A 19,238-nucleotide genomic window follows, 5' to 3' on the forward strand; every position below is an offset into this window, starting at 1 on the left:
CCGCTGAATCAGTGGTCGCACGTCGCAGGTGTCTTTACCGGAAGCGTGCTGCAACTCTATGCGAACGGCGTCCTGGTTGGACAGGTCACGCTACCAGCCGGCAAATCCAGATCCAGCCGCATCGGCGTCGGACGGAACGCAACCGGAGCATCGTATGGCGGCGCTGGCGGATTCAACTTCTTTTCGGGCTTGATCGATGACGTCCGAATCACGGCGCGCGCGCTCTCGCCTGCGGAGTTCGGACCGATTAATCCGCTCTCACAGAAACCTGCCTTGCCGCTGTAAGACTGAAACATAATGCTCAGCCGAATGTTCTTGTTGGGGTCGTCATCTCAAAGGCGACCCCTTCAGCTTAGACCGAAACACCTACCACCAGGCGCATAGCCGATATGCTCTAGAACTCACCCTGTCGCGCCACCTTCGATAAACGTGCTGCCAAACGGTTGTCGCCTAAGTGTTTAGCGCCAACAGAATGCCGTTGTCATGCGACGCATTGAGTCATTTTCTCCTTTCGCAACATTAGGCACCTTACGGCTATGTAATCTTTTGAGTTTCGAAAACACTTCTCTTGATGCATCTTCTAAGATACTAGAACTCGACCTTTCACCAAGGCACAAACCTTGCGCATAGTTTCTCAGCCCGCGCGAGTCGGGGCTGAGGCTTCACGCGGGGATTGGTTCACCTGTCCAGCTAGTGCAGTCCGGGTGCTCAAGAGGACTCGGGGAGAGCACATCACTGAGAAGGATCTCACAGCTGCCAAGGGACCCTCATTCTGCGTATGCCTCAAGTAGTTGTAAAGACAAGGGGAAGCAATGAGTTATGCGATTCTAGTCGTGCTCTCGATCGTGCTGCTAGCAACGCCGGCCAACGCAAAGAAGAGGAAGCGACCAGTTCCTGGTCCGACTTTGATCTACATCATAAACAAGTCATCAGACGTACCGGCGCAAGCGTGGGGAGGACACTGGAATCAGGATGTCTTCAACGCTTGCGTTGATGTGCTGCGCGTACATACAGATCTTGTCGCGCAGTTCTATCATCCGCAAGGAGTTAACTTAGTAGTCGCCGATCCGAGCAGCAACCCCAAAGGTTGGAAAGCTATATTTAGGAGCGGAGGTACTGGTGGCTATCATACCGCTTCGAAGGGGTATTCGATCGCTATCGCCTACACCGGTTCGCTCCTGCGAGTGCGTTCCCCTTGCACGGTTATGGGCGAGGAGCTAGTCGAGATGCTCGGGAACCCGAGACCGGGAAGCGTTTGCTTTAACACTCCCAGCGGCCAGCGCATCCAGCCCGAGATCGTCGATCCGATATGGGGAGGCGCCTACTGCCCGGAAGGCTATGAACCTGAATGTGCCGACACGGTTGCGGGACCGGTGCCAGGGTTTGTGCTGCCAGCCTGGTTCGCCAACAAGTACGGCGTACGAGGGCTCTCGAACGAACTAACCTATCCTGCAGGTGTCGTCAGCAAGCCGTGGCAGAAAACATCGGGGGGCGCGTACTTTCCCTGCAATTGATCCCCTCGAAATGGACAAACATGACGGAATGGCAGCCCTTTCCTACAAGTTGTGCCGAAGGGAACAGGGAATGAGCACACGGAGTTTCACGCGCTTGACAGTCTGTTAACAGCGGGAGCAGCCTAAAAGAATCTAGAGCTTCAAATAGAGAGCCGTAATTTATGTGTTTCCGTCTAAGCTCAACATTCCCCTCTAACAGTGGTCTTGAGCAATCCAAGCTTGAGCGGCGGTTGGTGCCCCAGGCGCACCGCAGTGTGTAGCGAGTTAGTGCTCAATCGAGCAAGCGGATCGTGATAAGAAGAAACCTCAAACGAGTAAAGAGATTACACGCACGAAGTCGAGCCCGAGGAGGCCCCGAGCGCGATTTCACTTTCTTCGGTCAAAAAACTGCGAAACTCCATCCCCTACTCGAAAATCCCCGTTATTTCGGAGATCCTCGGGTTGAACGGTTCCCGATACTGAGTTGTCAATGGAGCCCGACGAAGCCGCTTCCAATTAAGTTGTACGAATGGATCGAAGGGCAGGCACGGCCCGGGTCCGCGCGACGGCCCGTCAGAAGATGCATCGAAACTCTTGAAGTTCCGCCAGAGGGTCTTCCTAATGTCGGAGACATACTAATGATCTACAATCCAGAAGAGGAGCAAGAGGCGTATTTGGTTGTCTCGCGCGAATTTCTTTGGGGCCACACCCTCAAAGACGAGCCGCAACACAGGGCATACTACACAATGTGGATCCTGGTTAGACATCTGACTGACCCGGAGTACGCGGCGGAGCCAGTGCGATAGATGATGGCCGAGCCATTAGACAACCCGAAAAGATCGCGGTCCATGCGGGGGTTCAAAACAAGAACCCGCGCGGCACGCGACGCGGCGCGGGATTAATCTAATAGTTGATCGCCGCGAATCAAGCTGCGGCGGTTATTTGGTAGAAGTGGCAGGTTTACCCGGGCCGCTGCCGGCCGAGCTGCCGTCGAAGGCGCCCGCACCGGCTGCGATGCCGGCGCCTGCGCCGGCCGCCCCCGCGACTCCGAGCGCGGCAAATCCCGGCGAGAAGCCAGCGCCGCCGGTCGCGAACGCGCCGCACGCGACGGTGGTCTTTTGACCCTTGTGAACATCCTGCGATCCGGCGGCCGGGTTAAGCGGATTGCTCACGTTCACGACTCCGTCCTGGACGGCAACGTCGGTGAACTGACGGCAATCCTTGTAGCCGGGGCGCTCGGTGCCTTCGGTATAGGTCGTGTCGAACTCGGTGCCGCGCACGGCGCCGACTGCGTTGGGCGTGTGGACTTCAAAGGTCGGCGACGCTCCGCGCATCGCACCCGTGATCAGCGAATGCAACGATCCGCCGAGCAGGCCGACCTTGCTGGGCGCCGCGGCGCCGCTGACGAGCATGCTATCGTCGATGGTGAGCGTCGCTTGCGCTCCAAGCTGGAGCGAGCTGTTATCGATCATGCTGATGGTCAGCGAAGAGTTGGGCTGAGTGGTGATCCGGTCGTGGAGCTGAACCGGGGTATTGATCGCCGCGGGCAGCGTCGCAGCGCCGCGCTGGACTCCGGCCGAGCCGGTGAGCTGGGTGATCGTGCCGACATTTTGCGCGGGCTGCGCCCAAACTGTCGCGGGAGCAATGGCCGCAGTGATTGCAATCGCGATCGCTAATGCGATTTGCATAGAGAACCGCGCGGAATTCAGACGGCTGCCCACACTATTCATACAAGTTGTTCCTTCCGGAAAGGGTCGTCGGCGAAAAAATGCATCGCTGAGTATACACACGAGGCACCTTGACGAAAATAGATGACAATTAGCGTCGCTTACAGCTCAGACGAGCGAAAACAGGTTGCTAGCGGCGAGCAGTCCGCGAATCGAGCCCGCGCGGCCGCCGATCGATCGCGGCAAATTCAGTCGATGGCGAGGCTCGCGAAGGAGACGGCGGACTCGGTCTGCGGTTCCATCGCAATGCCGTATTTGAGCAGGCGCGCGGCGTGGCCGCTCAGCAGTTCGAGTTGGGTGTACATCGGGGAGAGGCCGCAGATGCGGCGGGCGTCGCGGTCCTTCATGATGTCGGCGAAGAAGCCTGCGGGATCGCCGCGCTGGATGTTGGCGATCAGGTCGAGGTCCTCGCGCTGGACGCGCGCGGCGACGTCGCTGTCGGCGGCAAAGGAATCGCCGAATTTCCTGCCGACGTGGGCGAAATCGACGCCGGCGAGAATCAGCACGCGGCGGCTCTCGGCGGCGAGTTCGGCGCGGAGCGCGTCGAGGAACGAATTGACGCGAGGGTCGCTCGCGGGGACGATCCCGCCCGCGACCATCTCGTGAAATGAACTGACCAGAATCGGCGCGACCTTGTAGCCGCGCGCACCGAGCGCGTAGGCGAGAAAAAGCACCTGGAATTCGATCGAATGCTCGCTCCGATGCAGCATCTCATCGGCAAACAGATCACCCTGATAGCGCGCGGCGAGGCGATCGACGAAATCGCGGTCGGTCTCGACGGCGCCGAGCGGGGTCGCGTAGTTCTTGCGGGTCGCGGTGAAGAGTTGAGGGCCGGCGCCATAGTGCGAAGTCCCGAGAATGACGACCAATTCGGGCGGCTCGTGCAACATCAGCTCGTAGTAGGCGTGCGCGTAAGCGGCGGCGCCGCGGCGAGGATCGATGTGCGGGGCGATCAGGCCGGCGAGCGAGGCAGCTTTTTTCGCAGTAGGAGCGCGCCCGGGACCGTCGGGCGGATCGAAGAACGAAGCGAGTTCGAGGCGCAGCCGTCCCGGGTCGTTTTCATAGCAAAGCCCCGCCAGCGCCGCCGGACGTTCGGGACTCGCGAGGAATTCGTCGCGGACTTTGCGCTGGCGGTCGGCGAAAGCCGGCGAATCGAGGAAGAACGCGGCGTCGAGCGCGGCGATCAGTTCCTCGATTTTTTCGAGCGGGATCGTTTCGTGGAAGCGCGCCGCGAAAGCATTCTGGATCTCGGGCAGCGAAGTTTTGCCGTTGAACAGAGTGACGATGAAATACGCGCCCATCCCGAGCAGGATCGGCTCGGGCGCGAGTCCGGTCGGATCGCGCAGACAGACGAAAGTTTGATCCTGCTGCTCGACCGGAAAGGCCTCGACGGAACGGATAAGCGGCGTCTGCATCGGATTCGATTGCGATTGTCGATTGCGAGTGCGGCCCGAAGTGACGGGCTCATCCGCGATCGATTTACAAGATGTTATGGCCTCTGACAAAATCCGGCAAGCGGAGGGAAGGAAGAATCCGAAACCGCTGGCGGGTTTCGAGCTTCCTGGGGTGACGCGAAGCCGGTTTCGGGCCGCAGGGCCGAATCGCAATAAGAAAAATGCGCGCTACGCGCTGTTAATAACAATAGAAAAGATGATTCGCTCAAACGTATATTCTGTCGCCAGACGTGGTCGAAGATCGGAAACAACACGCCGCTATCAGCAAAAATTTCAAAGGGCCTTGAAGACAGATGCCGGATCATGATCGCCGCCGCGCCGCGCTGACGGGGAGCCATCCGCGCAAGCATAAGGCGTCGGCGCGCGGGCGTTACCGGGTCGCCGCGACGGATGCGATCGCGCCGGGCGAATCGCTCAAATTTATGCTGCCGATACGCGGCGCGGACGAAGAATGCTTCGTGATCAATTACGAGGGCCGGTTTCACGCGTACGTGAATCGATGCCGGCATGTGCCGATGGCGATGGACTGGGTGGACAATCAATTCTTCGCGGAGGATTGCAACTACCTGATGTGCCAGACGCACAACGCCTACTACGAGCCCGAGAGCGGCGAATGTATCGCGGGACCGCCGACGGCGTGCGGGAAATATTTATATCGAGTGCCGCTACAGATCGAAGGCGACACGATCTACGCGAGCGCGCCCGAGCAGGAATTCGAGGACTGAAGGGATGCCCGCGAAAAAGGAGCAGTAACGTGATTGTTCTCTACACCACTGAACGCGATTATCCCTGGGGCACGCTCCGATCCACCCACGGCGCCAAGACCAAAGTCGTACTCGAGGAAAAAGGCCTCAGCTATCGCATCGAAAATCTGCCGCCGGGGAATCTGTGGAAGAAACCGCCCGAGATGATCGCCAAGCATCCGCTCGGCAAGGTTCCCTATCTCGAGGACGGCGAGCTCGTCATCTTCGATTCGACCGTGATCGACGAGTACCTTGACGAGCGCTATCCCGAGCCGCGGCTGATGCCCTCAGATCCGATCGCGCGGATGCGCGTGCGCGAGCTTGAAAACTTTGCCGACGAGGCGATGCTGGTCGGCAGCGTCCCGCCAATCTGGATGCCGTATTGGAGCGAGCCCGCCAAGCGCAACGCCGAGAGCATGGAGAAAGGCCGCGCGATGCTGCTCTCGCGCGACTTGCCGTATCTCGAGAAGGTGCTGCGCAGCAGTGGCGATGGTTACGCCTGCGGCGAGTTCTCGCTGGCCGACGCGCCGTTGATGTCGCTCGCGATGGTGCTCGAAGTCGACGCGCCGAACCTTGACGCGTTCCCGAAGGTCGATGCGTACCTGAAACGGCTGCGCGAGCGCCCGAGCTATCGCACGATCAGCCCGCGGACCAAAGTCGCCGACGCCGCCACCGGCGGATGATCTGCGCTCTGCGACGCGCACAGCGTCGATCGGTCGTGTACCCGCAGGCGCATCGCTAGGCGATTCTTTCCAATCCCTGTTGCAGCTCGCGCAGATTGCGCGCGGGCAGTATCAGCGACACTTCGCGCGCATACTGCTTGATCGCGCTGTCGCCCGTGCCCCATCGTGCCGGATCCTCGGGATTCAGCCACACCAACGCGCGGCAGGATCGCGAAATCTCACGCAGCACGTCGGCGCGCGCCGGCAATCGATTGTTGCGCCCATCGCCCATGATAACGACGATTGTCGCGCGCGTGATCAGGCCGAGCCGCCGCGCCCACAGCTCTCCCAGCACGCGCCCGAAATCGGATCGCGCGTACATGTCGAGCGCGGGCGTCATCACCAGATGCCCCTGCTCGAAGTCCGCCTCCGCCAGGTGATCGACGTAAACAAAGCTCGCGACTCGCCGGAAACATCCGCGCGCTCCCGCCATCAACTCGAGCATCAACTGCGCCGCGTAACGCACCGAGCCTGACACGTCGGCGAGGATCGCGAGATCGACGTGGCGCGGACGCCGCGCGCGAAACTTGAGTTCCGCCAGCGCGCCGCCATGCTGAAGGCCCGCGCGAATCGTGCGCCGGAAATCAATCCGGCCCGCGCGCGCAAGCCTGAGCCGCCGTCCCAGCCGAATCCGAAAGCGCCGGATCAACGGCTCGAGCGCGCGCCGAGCCTCGTCGTAGTCCAGGTCGAGGTACGTATCGAACGGCTTGCGCTCGATCTCGCGCAGCCGCGTGAGTCGCGCCGCCTCATGCCGCGACGCATCCGAATCGCCGCGCGCATCGACGCCGTCGCCATCGTGCGCATCGCGTGCAGTGTCGCCGCGATGCTCGTTGCTCGCAACCTCGCCTTTATCGCCGTCGCGCTCGCGCACCTTCGACGATGCTTTTCTCTTCGCGTCGTTCGACGCCGCTTGCTCGCGTAACTGCGCGCCTTGCTCGCTCGGATGCTCCGCGCGTCGCGGCGACGCGTCCTCATTCAATGACGGATTCTCGCCTGGATGTCCGCGTCCAGCGGCCGCGGAGACCTGCGCGCCGCGCGAATCAGGATGCTCGCGGTGGGGACGCGCCGGCATCGCGAAGAACCGCGCGAAGCATTCGTCGAAAATCGCTCGATCCGCTTCGTCCTTGATTAGCGCCGCCGCGAGCGCCTCGCGCATCCGCGATCGCTCGAGGCCCGCCGCCGCGACCGCATTCATCGCGTCGATCGATTCCGCAACCGAGATCCGCACGCTTTTCGATCGCAGCTCGCCGATTAATTTGATCAATTGGTCGCGCAGCGCCGCCATCCGATTCAGCGCGCGGCTACTTCGAGCGCGGCGCCAGCGACGACGTTCGCGACTCGACCTTCGCGCGATCCTCTTCATGCTTCAGCAATACGCCGAGCGTAGTACGCACCGCGTCCGTATCGAATTCGCGCACTCCGAGCCGCACCAGCGCCCGCGCCCAGTCGAGCGTCTCCGCGATCGACGGCGGCTTGCGGAGACCAAGCTTCCTGATCGCGGCGACGAAGCGCGACGCTTCCGCCGCGAGCCGCGCGTCGAGTTCCGGCACCTTGAGCTCGATTATTTTTCGTTCCTGTTCGGTACCGGGAAAATCGATAAACAGATGCAGGCATCGCCGCCTGAGCGCTTCCGACAGCTCGCGCGCGCGATTCGACGTCAGCACCACCACCGGCCGCTCGCGCGCCTTCAGCGTCCCCAGTTCCGGCACGCTCACCTGGAAATCCGACAGCAACTCGAGCAGGAACGCCTCGAACTCTTCGTCCGCCTTGTCGATCTCATCGATCAGCAAAACGACCCGTTGCGGCGCCGTGATCGCGCTCAGCAGCGGCCGCTCGAGCAGATAGTCGCGCGAGAAAATGTGCTCGCTAAGTTCTTCCCAATGCAGCCCCTGCGCCTCGTCCGCCTGCATCCGCAAAAGCTGCTTCTGATAATTCCATTCGTACAGCGCCCGCGCTTCGTCCAGCCCCTCATAGCATTGGAGCCGAATGAGGCGCGTCGCGAGCATCTCGGCGACGACCTTCGCGACCTCGGTCTTGCCCGCGCCCGCGGGACCTTCGATCAGGAGCGGCTTCTCGAGCGCGAGCGCGAGGAAGATCGCCGTCTCGACGCGCTCGTTGGTGATGTAGCGCGCGCGTTTCAGTCCGTCGGCGATTTGCTCGTGCGTGATCTCCATCGCCGGATGTCAGATTTTTCCGCGTGTGCGATTGATCTTCGGCGCGCGCCGTCGCTCGAGGAACAGCCGCCCGCGATGCTTCAGGCCGTCGCGCTGATCCCGCGGCGACGCCCGCACTTCCTCGACATAGGCGGTCAGCTCGTCGAACAGGCGCTCCGTGTCGATTCCGCCACGGCTCGGTTTCATGTCTTCGAGCGCGAGCATCGCCTGCGACATCAGGTTGATCGACGATTGCCGGCCGCCGCGCTCGAAGCGGAGATGCATCGCCGCCGCGATTCGATTCAGCGCCGCGACCAGCGCCTGCGATTCGTCGTCAGCGTCGCGCGCGGCGTTCTCGAACATCTCCGCCGCGTCGAAATAGTCGCCGCGGTTGTATGCGTCGATCGCGCAACCTAGCGCCGGCGTTTTGGATTTGTCGTTCACGGATTTTTTTGGCGTCGGGAAAATCGTCGTCGCGCGATTCGCGCCTACAAAAGTTCTTTCTCCTCGACCGCGCGAAATTCCGCCTCGCCGAGCGCCCGCGCCTTGCGCGTGCCGAACTTCTCGTACAATTCGAACAGGCCAGCCTTATGCGGCCGCACTTTTCCGAGCGGACATTTCGCCCAGTCTTCGGCCGATTCGTCGCAGTAACCCATCCGGTTTTCGCCGCACTTGGGTTGCAGGAACACCGCGATCTCCGGCAGCACGCGCTTGATCTCGGCGCGCATCAACGCCACCATCCGCCGAATTTCCCACTGCGCGCGCACGCACAGCCGCAAGTCGCAGATGTGGAGCATCTCGGCAAAATTCACCATCACGTGAAAGTTGGTGGGCGCCGCATTGGGCAGGACGAAGCGCGCATCCTCGGCCGGAATGCCCGCCTTGAGCGCGCGCGAATATAGCGCCGACGTTTGCGACAACAGTTCCGAAAATTCGTCCTCCATGCCCGCCCGCGACCACGAATCCGGCAGCACGAACGCGAGCTTGTTCTCCTTGAATTTCACGTAGCGCTGGCTCTGCTGCTCGAAGCTGATTCCGACGCGATGCCGCACGAATTGATGCGACAACGATCGCGATACGTTGGCGATTCCAAACCAGAACACGATCTGCTCGAGCGGCGATCCATGCCCGGTCTTCAGCCGCTCGGTGATGAACTCGCGAATCTTGTCGTGCGTGATTTTCTCGGTCTCGATCTTTTGCCAAATCTCGATCGGCGTATCCGACGAATAGCAGGTGCGAAACGCCGCGTAGAGTTTTTCCAGCGGCGCGCTGGCGTAGTCGATCAACTTGACCTGCATTTTCGCCTGATTTTCCACGCCTGCGACGACCCTCCGAAATCCGCGTGACGGCGCGACGCCATCCTCTCAAATCTTATTCGATGCGCGCGCCGCGCGTAACTCCGTCAGGCACGATTGCGCACAGCCGTTGCTTCCCCACGTTCCCGCTTGCCAAGATTGCGTGCCGAATGAACCAATCCCCGCGCATGCTCGACAGCCTTTACCGGCGGATGCTGAAGCCGTTTTTCTTCAACCTCGACGCTGAAACTGCGCATCGCCTGACTCTCAACCTGCTCTCGATCGCGCCGCCGCTCGCGCTCTCACCCGACCCGCCCGAGCTTGCGCTGAAAATTTGGGGCATCGATTTTGCCAATCCGATCGGTCTCGCCGCCGGCATGGACAAAGACGCGATCGCCGCGCGCGCGTGGGAGTCGCTCGGTTTCGGTTTCGCCGAGATGGGCACGATCACGCCGCGGCCTCAACCCGGCAATGAAAGACCGCGCGTGTGGCGATTGGTCGAGCATCGCGCGCTCATCAATCGGCTTGGATTTCCGAGCGAAGGTATCGACGCGGTCGCGCCGCGCATCGAGCGGATCCGCAAAAACGGCATCGCAATTCGAATTGCGCTCAACTTCGGTCCTAACAAGGATACGCCGCCCGAGAGCGTCGCCGCCGATTACGCGATCCTGATGCGCAAACTTGGCGCGCTCGCCGATTTCATCGTCGTCAATGTCAGCTCGCCGAACACGCCCGGGCTGCGCAACTGGCAATCACCCGAGCGGATGCGCGAGATTTTCGCCGCGATGCGCACCGCCGCCGTCACCTCGACGCGGCGCGTCCCGATCCTCGTGAAACTCGCGCCCGATCTCGAGCGCGACGACCTCTTTCGCATCTGCGATACCGCGCTGGAACTCAATCTCGACGGCATCGTCGCCTGCAACACCACGATCGCGCGCGAGTCGCTCGGCATCGCGTCGTTGCATCCCGGTGGACTCAGCGGCGCGCCACTGCTGAAGCCCGCCCGCGATCTGATTCGCAACATCTATATGCAGACCGCCGGCAAAATCCCGATTATCGGGGTCGGCGGTATCGCCAGCGCCGACGACGCGTACGGCCACATTCGCGCCGGCGCCACGATGGTCGAGCTCTACACCGGCCTCATCTATGAAGGCCCCGGCCTGATCGATCGCATCAAAATCGGTCTCGTTCGCTTGCTCAGGCGCGACGGATTTCGCTCTATTAGCGAAGCGGTCGGCATCGAAAAATAATTCCGCGCGACCGCGAATTTCTGGAGGCGACCAATGACGCAACCCGACAGCACGCCCACGCTCCTCGTCGATGCGCGATGGCTCGAGCAGCATCGCGGCGACAGCAATGTCATCCTCATCGATACTCGACCCGCCAAGGAATACTGGGAGGGCCATCTCGCCGGCGCACGCCACTTCGATCCGTTCCCGTTTCATCACAAGGACACGTCGGACCGCGGGATGGAGGAGTTCCACGGGCAACTCGAATGGATTTTCTCAGCGCTCGGCATCACCGGCCGCGAAACTGTCGTGTTCTACGAAAACGATTCCGGGATGCGCGCCGCGCGCGGTCTCTGGGCGCTGCAATACGCCGGGCATCGGAATGCGCTGATGCTCGACGGCGGCCTCAAAGCCGCTAGCGCGAAGCTCACGACGGATGCCGAAAAATTTGCCCGCACCAATTTCAGGATCGAGCCGAATCCCGCGGTGTTTGCGTCCTACGCGCACATCGTCGATCGAATCGGATCGCCCGACGTGCAGATTTTCGACGTCCGCAGCGCCGGCGAATATTTCAGCGAACGCATCCGCGCGCGACACGGTGGCGCGATCCCGCTCGCGATTCATCAGGACTGGACCTCCGCGCAATCCACCGAGGGCCATTTCAAAACGCCCGCCGAACTTCGCGCGAATTTCGAATCGCTCGGACTCGATTCCGGCTGCGAGATCATCCCGTATTGCCAGGGCGGCTATCGCGCCGCGCACGCCTACGTCGCGCTCAAACTGGCCGGCTATCGAAACGTCCGCAACTACCTCGGCTCGTGGGCCGAATGGGGCAATCGCGACGACCTGCCGATCGAGCATCCGCGCCGCAAGCCTTAAAGGTAATCGACGATGCAGCTTTTGCTCCTCACCGGCTTCGAGCCTTTTCACGGCGAACGCATCAATTCGTCGTGGGAGATCGCGCGTCAACTCGACGGCGAACTGATCGGCGGCCTGCAGATCAAATCGGTGCGCGTGCCGGTCGGATGCGGCAAGGCTGCGCGGCGCGTTACCGGCGCGATCGTCCGCTATCGTCCGCGCGCTGTCATCGGCCTCGGCGAAGCGGGCGGCCGTCCGTGCCTCTCGCTCGAACGCGTCGCGATCAATCTCGCCGATGATCGCGGCAACCACGCCAGGTCCGGCGATCCCGGGGTGACGCCGGTCGTGCGCGGCGCGCCCGACGCCTACTTCGCGCGCCTCCCCCTCGCCGCGATTCTCCGCGAACTCGATCGCAAGCATATTCCCGCGAGCGTTTCGCTGACTGCCGGCGCGTATGCATGCAACGCCCTGATGTACTCCGCGCTGCACCATCTGCGCCGCAAACCAGGCGTTCCGGTCGGCTTCATCCATCTGCCTTATGACGCGCGCCAGTCACCGCGCCATCGGAGCCTCCCGAGCCTGCCGATTCCGATCATGGAAAATGCGGTGCGCATCGCGATCGCCGTCATCGGCCGCTCGCTTGCCTGAAACCGCGCGGCGCTCTTCGCCGCTCGATCGGCTAAAATCTTTTTCGATGCCTGAAATTGAAATCAGCGCGATGACCTTCGGGCCGTACGGCCTCGGCCATCAGGGCGGCAAGGCGGTGATGGCGCCGAATGCGGTCGCCGGCGATCGCCTCGACGTTTCGATCGAAGCCGAGCGCCGCGATTATTCGCTCGCCAAAATTCGCGCGATCGTGCGCGCCAGCCCGGACCGCCGCACGGCGCCGTGCCCGTATCTCCCGCGATGCGGCGGATGCGACTGGCAGCATATCGACTACGCCGCGCAGGTCCGTTTCAAATCCGAAATGATTGCGCGCGAATTGAATCATGCGCTCGATGCCGCGATTAATCCTGCCGATCTGGTCGCGCCCGCGCCTTCTGAATTCGGCTACCGCTCGCGCATCCGGCTCAAAACCGGCCCCAAAGGATTGCTCGGTTTTCACGAAGCGAACTCCAACGCGATCGTCCCGATCGATTCGTGCCTGGTTGCCGAACCCGGCATCACGATGCCGCTCCATCTCGCCCGTTCTCTCGGCAAGCACCTCGACGAAATCGAAGTCGTGCGCGACGACGCTCGCCAGGTGCTCGTCGCGTACCTGAAGAAGCCCGCCGATGCCGAAGATCTGCGCCGCGCGAGCAACGTGCTCGATTCCGATCGCGATCTCGCCGGCATCGTGCTGCGATCGGGCGCGCATCGCGAGATCGTCGGCGACGCGCGCGTGATTGTCGAACTCGAGCCGGGCCTCGCGATCGACGCCGACGCCGATTTGTTCAGCCAGGTGAATCGCGCGCAGAATCAAAAGCTGATCGCCGCAGTGATGGCGATGGCCGCAATTCAACCCACGCTTCCGCTGCTCGATTTGTTCTGCGGCGCGGGCAATTTCAGTCTGCCCGCGGCGCGCCGCGGCGCTCGCGTCACCGGCGTTGATTCCGAAGCCGGCGCGATCTCAGCCGCGTCCCGCAATGCCCTCCGACTCGGCTTCAACGACGCGCAGTTCATCCCGATGAAGGCGTCGGCGACCGCCGAATTTCTGCATCGCGCGCGCTATCGCCCCGATATCGTCATCCTCGATCCGCCGCGCACTGGCGCGCTCGATCTGATGGAGCCGATCGTCAAGCTGAAGCCGCGCATGATCATCTACGTTTCGTGCGACGTGACCACGCTCGCGCGCGATATGCGCCTGCTCACCCGCGCCAGTTACAAAATTTCGTCGGTGCGCGCTTTCGATTTTTTTCCTAACACTCATCACGTCGAGATCGCGGCGCAGGTCCTATTGACTTAGATTGAGGGCCGTTCTTAATCTAAGGTCAGTACGCAACTCCCGGACCTTCCCGCCAGAGGGTTGATCAAGAGATGCCCAAGCAGGAAAAGGAAAAGCTCCCACGGCCGAAGATAACAATCATTCCCGGCCGCGGGGTGGCTCAAACCATCAACTATTTGCTCGAAGACCGGGACGACCTCGAATGGATTATCGCGGTGGGCCGCACCAAGAACGGCGAACTGTTCTTCTACGACACCGGCGGCGATATCGTCGAGGATCTCGGCACGCTCGAGTACTTGAAGGCGCGCATCGTGCGCGCCCACTTCGGCGACGAATACGAATAAGCCGCCAGCTCCCTTTTCGTAATCAAACGATCGCTTGCGGATGAGCGAGACCAGGCTTCGATCGTCGCTGCGGCAGCCGCTCACTCAGCCTCTTACCTTGAGCTTCGGCTGGTCGCGCGCCACGAAAACGCACCTGCACTCGAGTCATCAGTCGGCCACGGCTGGTTCGAGTTCGATGCAGGTCTGCTATTTTTTCGGGCAATGACGCGCAAGACCGCATCATCCTCGGAGCTGGCAGTGCTTGCCGATCGCTTGAAGCGGCGGCTCGGAAATCAGCGCCTGGCCGAGCAGGCGCTGCGCACGATCGCGGCGCGCGCGCCCGACGAGCGGCTCGCGATGGCGTTCCTGCTCAAGCTGGCCGAGGACTCGAGCGGCGCGCTTAAGAATGTTCTGCGCGATCGCGCCGCGGCGAGCGATCTGATTTTCTGCCTCGGCTCCTCGGAACTGGTCGCGACTGAACTTACCTATGCCGGAGCGGAATGGGCCGCTGCGTTCGAGGCGGCTCGCACAGCCAGCGCGAGCAGCCTGATCGAATCGATGCGATCGGACCCGATCGATGCGCCGGATCGGCTGAGCGCCTCGGTTGCGCTGGCGCAGTTCAATCGCCGGATGTTCGTGCGGGTCGCGATCGCCGATTTGCTCGATCGAATCGACGTCGCGGATACGTGGCGCGCGATGTCGGCGCTGGCCGACGAGTGTATCCGCGCGGGGCTCGAACTCGCGATTCGCTTCATGGGCGAGCGCGCGAAGGAGATCGGACGTTTCTGCGTGCTCGCGATGGGCAAGCTGGGCGCGCGCGAGCTGAATCTCAGTTCTGATATCGATTTGATCTATCTGCATGAGCCGTCGGGCTCGCGCGATTCGGTCGAGGCGGCGGCGCGCCTTGCTGAGTCGCTGACGGAAATGCTCTCGCCCGGATGCTTCCGAATCGACATGCGGCTCAGACCGGGCGGGCGCAACTCGCCGCTGGTGACGCCGGTCGATGGCGCGATTGGCTACTATCAAAATCTTGGACAGACATGGGAGCGGGCGGCGCTGCTGCGGGCGCGGCCGGTGGCCGGCGCGATCGAAATCGGGAACCAGTTGATCGCGGAGCTGGGCCCGTTCGTCTATCGGCGCTATCTCGACTTCGACACGCTGCGCCAGTTGCGCGCGATGAAGCATCAGATCGAAGCGGAACTGCGCTCGCCGGAGCTGGTCGAAAAGAATATCAAACTGGGCTTCGGCGGAATTCGCGAGCTCGAATTTATCGTGCAGTCGCTCACGCTGATTTATGGCGGGCGCGATCCGCGCCTTCGAATCGAGCAGACGATTGAGGCGCTCGAAAAACTCGACGAGCTGGGATACTTGCCGTCGCAGCGCGCGAACGATCTCGCCGGGGCGTATGCGTTTCTGCGCGACGTCGAGCACAAGCTGCAAGTCGTCGCGGGGCTGCAGACGCACGTGCTGCCGAGCCAGGAGAGCGGGATGCGCGCGCTGGCGGCGCGGATGGGATTCGGCAAGGACGCGCAGGCGCTGAAGGAATTCAGGGCGCGAATCGGGGCGCATCGCACGCTCGTCGCGTCGCAATTCCGCGAGACGCTGGCGGGCGGCGAGGACGAGTCGGCGCAGCGGCCGAGCGCGGCGGCGCAATCGGCGTGGAATGCGGCGCAGGAACCGGCGATGTCGGCGGAGGATCTGCACGAGCTTGGCTTTGCGCGCGCGGAAGAAAGCTCGCGGCATCTCGAGTTGCTCTCGCGCGGTCCGTCGCACGCGCTGACGAGTCCGCGGCGGCGCGAGCTGCTCGAGCGGCTGGGCCCGCTGCTGCTCGATGAGATGGGCAAGCTGCCGGATCCGGATTTGGCGCTGATGAATCTCGCCGCATTTATCGCGGCGATCGGCGCGCGCACTTCGTTTCTCGCGCTGCTGGAGCAGCATCCGGCGACGCGGCGAATCCTGCTTCGGCTGTTCGCGTCGAGCGCTTATCTCTCGACGATTTTCATTCGGCATCCGGACATGATCGACACGCTGGTGCGATCCGATCTGGTGAAGGCGCGGCGCGAGGCCGCCGAACTCCGCGACGAGGTGCGGGGGTTAGTGGCGGCGAACGCGGATTTCGAGGGCAAGCTCGACGCGTTGCGCGCGGTGCGTCATCAGGAATTTCTGCGGATCGCGATCGCGGATTTGGCCGGCGAGCTCGATACGTTCGAGGTCGAGCGCGAATTGACTACGCTGGCCGAGGTGGTGCTCGAAGAAGCGATGTCGATCGCGCGCGGCGATATCGCATCTCGCTTCAAGATTCCCGCGACGCTGCGGCTGTGCGTGATCGCGCTTGGCCGGCTGGGCGCGCGCGAGATGTCGTACAATTCGGACCTCGATCTCATTTTCGTGTACGGCGACCGCGCTGAGATTGCGGCGGACAGCCGCGAGATCGCATCGCGGATGATGCAGAAGCTGATCGCGATTTTGGAATCGCGGACGCGCGAGGGCTACGCCTACAAACTCGATTTGCGGCTGCGTCCATCGGGCAATGCGGGCCCGCTGGTGACGTCGCTAGAGGGGTTCCGCGAGTACCATCGCCAGAGTTCGGCGGTGTGGGAGCGGCAAGCGCTGGTGCGCGCGCGAGTCGTGGCGGGCGATCGCGAATTGGGGAAGCAGGTCGAAGAAGCGCGCGCGGAATTCGTTTACGGGCGCTCGCTGAGCGCGGCCGAGGTCGGCGAGATCGCCGCGATGAGAACGCGGATGCAAAATGAGATCGGCGTCGAGGACAAGACGCGGATCAATATCAAGCAGGGACGCGGCGGGTTGGTGGATGTCGAGTTTCTGGCGCAGATGATGGCGCTACGCCACGGTCATCGGCATCCGGAATTGCGGGTGCGGAACACGATGGGGCTGCTCGCGGCGCTCGATAAAATGCATCTGATCGAGCCGAAGGACGCGCGCGCGATCGAGGACGATTACCGATTTCTGTCGCGGCTGGAGAACCGGCTGCGAATCGAGAGCGATCAACCGGCGTGGGCGCTGCCGACGTCGCTCGCGGCGCTGAGACCGCTCGCGCGCCGGATGGGATTCGAGGGTGCGGACGCCCCGGAGCAGTTGATAAAGGCGCTGGCGGAGAGGCGCGATCGTATCCGCGCGATTTACGAGCGCTGCTTCACGCGCGAACAACAGGTGCCGGCTTAAGTCGGCGATCATTCTCCGAAATCGAGCTTCACGCCCGCGACAAAATTTATCGACGGCGCGGGGAAGCCAAACGCCTCGGAATACTGGCGATCCATCATGTTGGAGATTTTCACGAAAGTTTCCTCGTTGCGGCACCATCGGTACGGGACGCCGAGCGCGTACGAAGCGACGGCGTCAACGCGGTTGTAGGCCGGGTGATTTTCGATGGCGAACGGAAACGTGGATCTGATGTCGTCGCGATCGCCGAGGAAATTGTCGACGATGCTCGCGGTGATTCGATCGTGCGGAAGAAAGGTTCCGCTGCGCACGTATTGCACCAGCGCCGACGCAGTATATTTCGCGACTCGCACCGGACGCGCAGTCGCGCCGCTCGCGTTGGCGTGGGTCTGATCGAGAATCGTGACGTTGCCGCCGAGGGTGAGGCCTTTCAGGATCGTGATGCTCGGCACGATTTCGACGCCTTGCGTATCGACGCGGCCGGCGTTGCCGGCCTCGACGCCAAACAGCGTGCCGGGCGCGGGCACCGCGACGATCAGATTATGCACGCGGCGCGAAAAATACGTCGCGGTCAACGACGCGCGCTCGCCGAACAGGGTCGTGAAGCCGCCGTCATACTCGCTCGAGATTATCGGCTGAAGATCGGGATTACCGAAATTGGGAAAATAGAGTTCGTTAAAAGATGGCGCGCGGAAACCCTCGCTGTAACTGCCGCGCAGCGTCGTCGAAATTTTCGCGAGTGGAATCGCGACTGACCACGCGGGACTGACTTCCTCGCCGAACTGGCTGTTGCCATCGACGCGAAAACCGGCGGTGCCGAGAACGTGGCCATTGAAGAAGCTGCCTTCCTGCTCGAGGTAGCCGGCGTATTCCTGGCGGCGCGCGTTGAAGTTGCTGGTGAAGGTTCCGAACGGCGGAAACGAGGAACTGCTGTCGGAGCGGACCCATCGATCCTTGAAGTCGAAGCCGGCGACGGTGCGAAATCCGGGCATCCAGGTGTACACCGCCTCGGCCAGGCCGCCGCGCGTCTCGTCGGGAATGCGATCGATCTCGGAAGTCGGATTGCCCACGTACGGGGTCGAATTTACGCGCAATTCCTGGCGAACATAAAAGGCGCTGATCCGCGCGAGCAGTTTGTCGCTGAAACGATGCTCGATCTCACCTTTGAACATCATGAATTCGCTGCGTTGATGGGCGGTGGTATTCAACTGGGCGCCGGCGAGTCCGGATGCGATCGAAAAACGGGGCAGGCTGACGTTGGCCATCGTGTAGCGCGCGAAGCCGCGTATCACGGTGTTATCGCCGAGATGATAGTCGAGGCGGCCCGCGGTCGAGAGATTGTCGGAGTTGTCGTTGAACTGGCGATAACCTTCGGTCGAGTAGTACGACAGCGCCCCCGAGTAGCTGAGATTTCCCTGAGCGCCGTTCACAGTGCCGACCTGGCGGGAGGTCGCGCGATTGCCGCCCTCGGACAGCAGCGTGAATTTCGGCGCGCCTTCGCCCTCGCGCGAGAGCAGATTGATCACGCCGCCGATTGCCTGCGAGCCGTAGAGCGAACCGCCGGCGCCGCGCAATACTTCGATGCGATCGAGGTTATTGGTGGTGAGATTCGCGAAGTCAAATGATCCGGTCGCGCCGGCATTCACCTCGACGCCGTCGATCAGCACCAAGGTCGAGGAGGGCGGCGCGCCGCGGATCGAAACGTCGGTGACCGAACCGGGGGAACCGCCCTGCGTTACTTGCAAGCCCGGCACTTGCCGCAGCACGTTTTCGACGCGCTCGATTTTCTGCGCCTCGATTTGCGAATCCTCGACGACGCTGATGGTCGTGCCGATATCGGCGATGGGTTGCGGAATCCGGGTGGCGGTGACGACGATCGGACTTAATTTTTGTGGACTCGGCTTTTGCGCGGGCGGTTTCGCGGCGGCGGATTTTGCTGGCGTAGCGGTCGTCGCGGGTGATTTTTTGGTCGCAGTCGATCCGCTTGATGCAGCGCTTTTTGCTGCTGGCGCTGCGTAAGATTGCGGCGTCGTCGAATCGTCGCCGCTAGCCGGCAGAATCGGCGCGAATAAAAATATCAACACGATGCCGAAAACGATTAGCTGAAATGCTCGCCGCATGAACTCCCTCCGAGTTC

17 protein-coding genes are annotated in these 19,238 nt (G+C 62.1%); 10 read left to right on the forward strand and 7 right to left on the reverse strand.

Features of this window, described 5'->3' with window-relative positions:
• Together Q7S58_RS00450 and Q7S58_RS00455 are read left to right on the forward strand one after the other, a co-directional pair.
• The coding region (locus Q7S58_RS00450; RefSeq protein ID WP_304819666.1) for a LamG domain-containing protein at window positions 1-285 on the forward strand (285 nt) is incomplete at its 5' end.
• Between the two features lie 527 nt (window positions 286-812).
• Window positions 813-1,514, forward strand: a complete 702-nt coding sequence (locus Q7S58_RS00455) for a hypothetical protein (RefSeq protein WP_304819668.1) — start codon at window positions 813-815, stop codon at window positions 1,512-1,514.
• A gap of 917 nt (window positions 1,515-2,431) precedes the next feature.
• Here Q7S58_RS00455 and Q7S58_RS00460 read toward each other — a convergent pair.
• Together Q7S58_RS00460 and amrB are read right to left on the reverse strand one after the other, a co-directional pair.
• A complete protein-coding gene (locus Q7S58_RS00460) occupies window positions 2,432-3,181 on the reverse strand; it encodes a FecR family protein (RefSeq protein ID WP_304819670.1) in 750 nt (249 codons plus the stop codon).
• Between the two features lie 227 nt (window positions 3,182-3,408).
• Window positions 3,409-4,635 (reverse strand): AmmeMemoRadiSam system protein B, encoded by a 1,227-nt coding sequence (gene amrB, locus Q7S58_RS00465; RefSeq protein ID WP_304819672.1) that lies wholly within the window; start codon window positions 4,633-4,635, stop codon window positions 3,409-3,411.
• A 332-nt stretch (window positions 4,636-4,967) separates the two neighbouring features.
• Between amrB and Q7S58_RS00470 the strand changes: the two genes are divergently transcribed.
• Both Q7S58_RS00470 and Q7S58_RS00475 read left to right on the forward strand, forming a co-directional pair.
• Window positions 4,968-5,399, forward strand: a complete 432-nt coding sequence (locus Q7S58_RS00470; RefSeq protein ID WP_304819674.1) for a Rieske 2Fe-2S domain-containing protein — start codon at window positions 4,968-4,970, stop codon at window positions 5,397-5,399.
• 29 nt (window positions 5,400-5,428) lie between these two features.
• The gene (locus Q7S58_RS00475; RefSeq protein WP_304819676.1) at window positions 5,429-6,100 is read left to right on the forward strand and encodes a glutathione S-transferase family protein; all 672 of its coding nucleotides are present in this window, start codon (window positions 5,429-5,431) and stop codon (window positions 6,098-6,100) included.
• A gap of 55 nt (window positions 6,101-6,155) precedes the next feature.
• Here Q7S58_RS00475 and Q7S58_RS00480 read toward each other — a convergent pair whose 3' ends face one another.
• The 4 genes from Q7S58_RS00480 to thyX are packed head-to-tail and all read right to left on the reverse strand — an operon-like array spanning window position 6,156 to window position 9,608.
• The gene (locus Q7S58_RS00480; RefSeq protein WP_304819677.1) at window positions 6,156-7,424 is read right to left on the reverse strand and encodes a VWA domain-containing protein; all 1,269 of its coding nucleotides are present in this window, start codon (window positions 7,422-7,424) and stop codon (window positions 6,156-6,158) included.
• A gap of 16 nt (window positions 7,425-7,440) precedes the next feature.
• A complete protein-coding gene (locus Q7S58_RS00485; protein ID WP_304819679.1) occupies window positions 7,441-8,313 on the reverse strand; it encodes a MoxR family ATPase in 873 nt (290 codons plus the stop codon).
• A gap of 9 nt (window positions 8,314-8,322) precedes the next feature.
• Window positions 8,323-8,736 (reverse strand): hypothetical protein, encoded by a 414-nt coding sequence (locus Q7S58_RS00490; RefSeq protein WP_304819681.1) that lies wholly within the window; start codon window positions 8,734-8,736, stop codon window positions 8,323-8,325.
• A gap of 44 nt (window positions 8,737-8,780) precedes the next feature.
• Window positions 8,781-9,608, reverse strand: coding sequence for an FAD-dependent thymidylate synthase (thyX, locus tag Q7S58_RS00495; protein WP_304819683.1), 828 nt, complete (start codon window positions 9,606-9,608; stop codon window positions 8,781-8,783).
• Between the two features lie 149 nt (window positions 9,609-9,757).
• Here thyX and Q7S58_RS00500 point away from each other — a divergent pair, with 149 nt between their 5' ends.
• The 6 genes from Q7S58_RS00500 to glnE all read left to right on the forward strand — a co-directional run bounded on the left by Q7S58_RS00500 (window position 9,758) and on the right by glnE (window position 17,104).
• Window positions 9,758-10,837, forward strand: coding sequence for a quinone-dependent dihydroorotate dehydrogenase (locus tag Q7S58_RS00500; protein WP_304819685.1), 1,080 nt, complete (start codon window positions 9,758-9,760; stop codon window positions 10,835-10,837).
• A gap of 33 nt (window positions 10,838-10,870) precedes the next feature.
• A complete protein-coding gene (locus Q7S58_RS00505; RefSeq protein ID WP_304819687.1) occupies window positions 10,871-11,695 on the forward strand; it encodes a sulfurtransferase in 825 nt (274 codons plus the stop codon).
• Between the two features lie 12 nt (window positions 11,696-11,707).
• Window positions 11,708-12,322 (forward strand): hypothetical protein, encoded by a 615-nt coding sequence (locus Q7S58_RS00510; protein ID WP_304819689.1) that lies wholly within the window; start codon window positions 11,708-11,710, stop codon window positions 12,320-12,322.
• 46 nt (window positions 12,323-12,368) lie between these two features.
• Window positions 12,369-13,619, forward strand: coding sequence for a class I SAM-dependent RNA methyltransferase (locus Q7S58_RS00515; RefSeq protein WP_304819691.1), 1,251 nt, complete (start codon window positions 12,369-12,371; stop codon window positions 13,617-13,619).
• A gap of 71 nt (window positions 13,620-13,690) precedes the next feature.
• Window positions 13,691-13,942 carry a hypothetical protein gene (locus Q7S58_RS00520; RefSeq protein ID WP_304819693.1) on the forward strand — a complete coding sequence of 84 codons (252 nt, stop codon included), beginning with the start codon at window positions 13,691-13,693 and terminating at the stop codon, window positions 13,940-13,942.
• A gap of 237 nt (window positions 13,943-14,179) precedes the next feature.
• On the forward strand, window positions 14,180-17,104 hold the full coding sequence (gene glnE, locus Q7S58_RS00525; protein ID WP_304819695.1) for a bifunctional [glutamate--ammonia ligase]-adenylyl-L-tyrosine phosphorylase/[glutamate--ammonia-ligase] adenylyltransferase: 2,925 nt from the start codon (window positions 14,180-14,182) through the stop codon (window positions 17,102-17,104).
• 8 nt (window positions 17,105-17,112) lie between these two features.
• On the opposite strand, the gene Q7S58_RS00530 is transcribed toward glnE, so the two are convergent.
• Window positions 17,113-19,221, reverse strand: coding sequence for a TonB-dependent siderophore receptor (locus tag Q7S58_RS00530; protein WP_304819697.1), 2,109 nt, complete (start codon window positions 19,219-19,221; stop codon window positions 17,113-17,115).
• Between the last annotated feature and the right edge of the window lie 17 nt (window positions 19,222-19,238).

It is taken from the genome of Candidatus Binatus sp. (assembly GCF_030646925.1).
Lineage (GTDB): Bacteria > Desulfobacterota > Binatia > Binatales > Binataceae > Binatus.

Bases quoted from the DNA above. Each gene is read 5' to 3' on its own strand.
- Q7S58_RS00455 (WP_304819668.1), top strand. From the start codon at position 813: ATGAGTTATGCGATTCTAGTCGTGCTCTCGATCGTGCTGCTAGCAACG.
- Q7S58_RS00460 (WP_304819670.1), bottom strand. From the start codon at position 3,181: ATGCAAATCGCATTAGCGATCGCGATTGCAATCACTGCGGCCATTGCT.
- amrB (WP_304819672.1), bottom strand. From the start codon at position 4,635: ATGCAGACGCCGCTTATCCGTTCCGTCGAGGCCTTTCCGGTCGAGCAG.
- Q7S58_RS00470 (WP_304819674.1), top strand. From the start codon at position 4,968: ATGCCGGATCATGATCGCCGCCGCGCCGCGCTGACGGGGAGCCATCCG.
- Q7S58_RS00480 (WP_304819677.1), bottom strand. From the start codon at position 7,424: ATGGCGGCGCTGCGCGACCAATTGATCAAATTAATCGGCGAGCTGCGA.
- Q7S58_RS00485 (WP_304819679.1), bottom strand. From the start codon at position 8,313: ATGGAGATCACGCACGAGCAAATCGCCGACGGACTGAAACGCGCGCGC.
- Q7S58_RS00500 (WP_304819685.1), top strand. From the start codon at position 9,758: ATGAACCAATCCCCGCGCATGCTCGACAGCCTTTACCGGCGGATGCTG.
- Q7S58_RS00505 (WP_304819687.1), top strand. From the start codon at position 10,871: ATGACGCAACCCGACAGCACGCCCACGCTCCTCGTCGATGCGCGATGG.
- Q7S58_RS00510 (WP_304819689.1), top strand. From the start codon at position 11,708: ATGCAGCTTTTGCTCCTCACCGGCTTCGAGCCTTTTCACGGCGAACGC.
- Q7S58_RS00515 (WP_304819691.1), top strand. From the start codon at position 12,369: ATGCCTGAAATTGAAATCAGCGCGATGACCTTCGGGCCGTACGGCCTC.
- Q7S58_RS00520 (WP_304819693.1), top strand. From the start codon at position 13,691: ATGCCCAAGCAGGAAAAGGAAAAGCTCCCACGGCCGAAGATAACAATC.
- Q7S58_RS00530 (WP_304819697.1), bottom strand. From the start codon at position 19,221: ATGCGGCGAGCATTTCAGCTAATCGTTTTCGGCATCGTGTTGATATTT.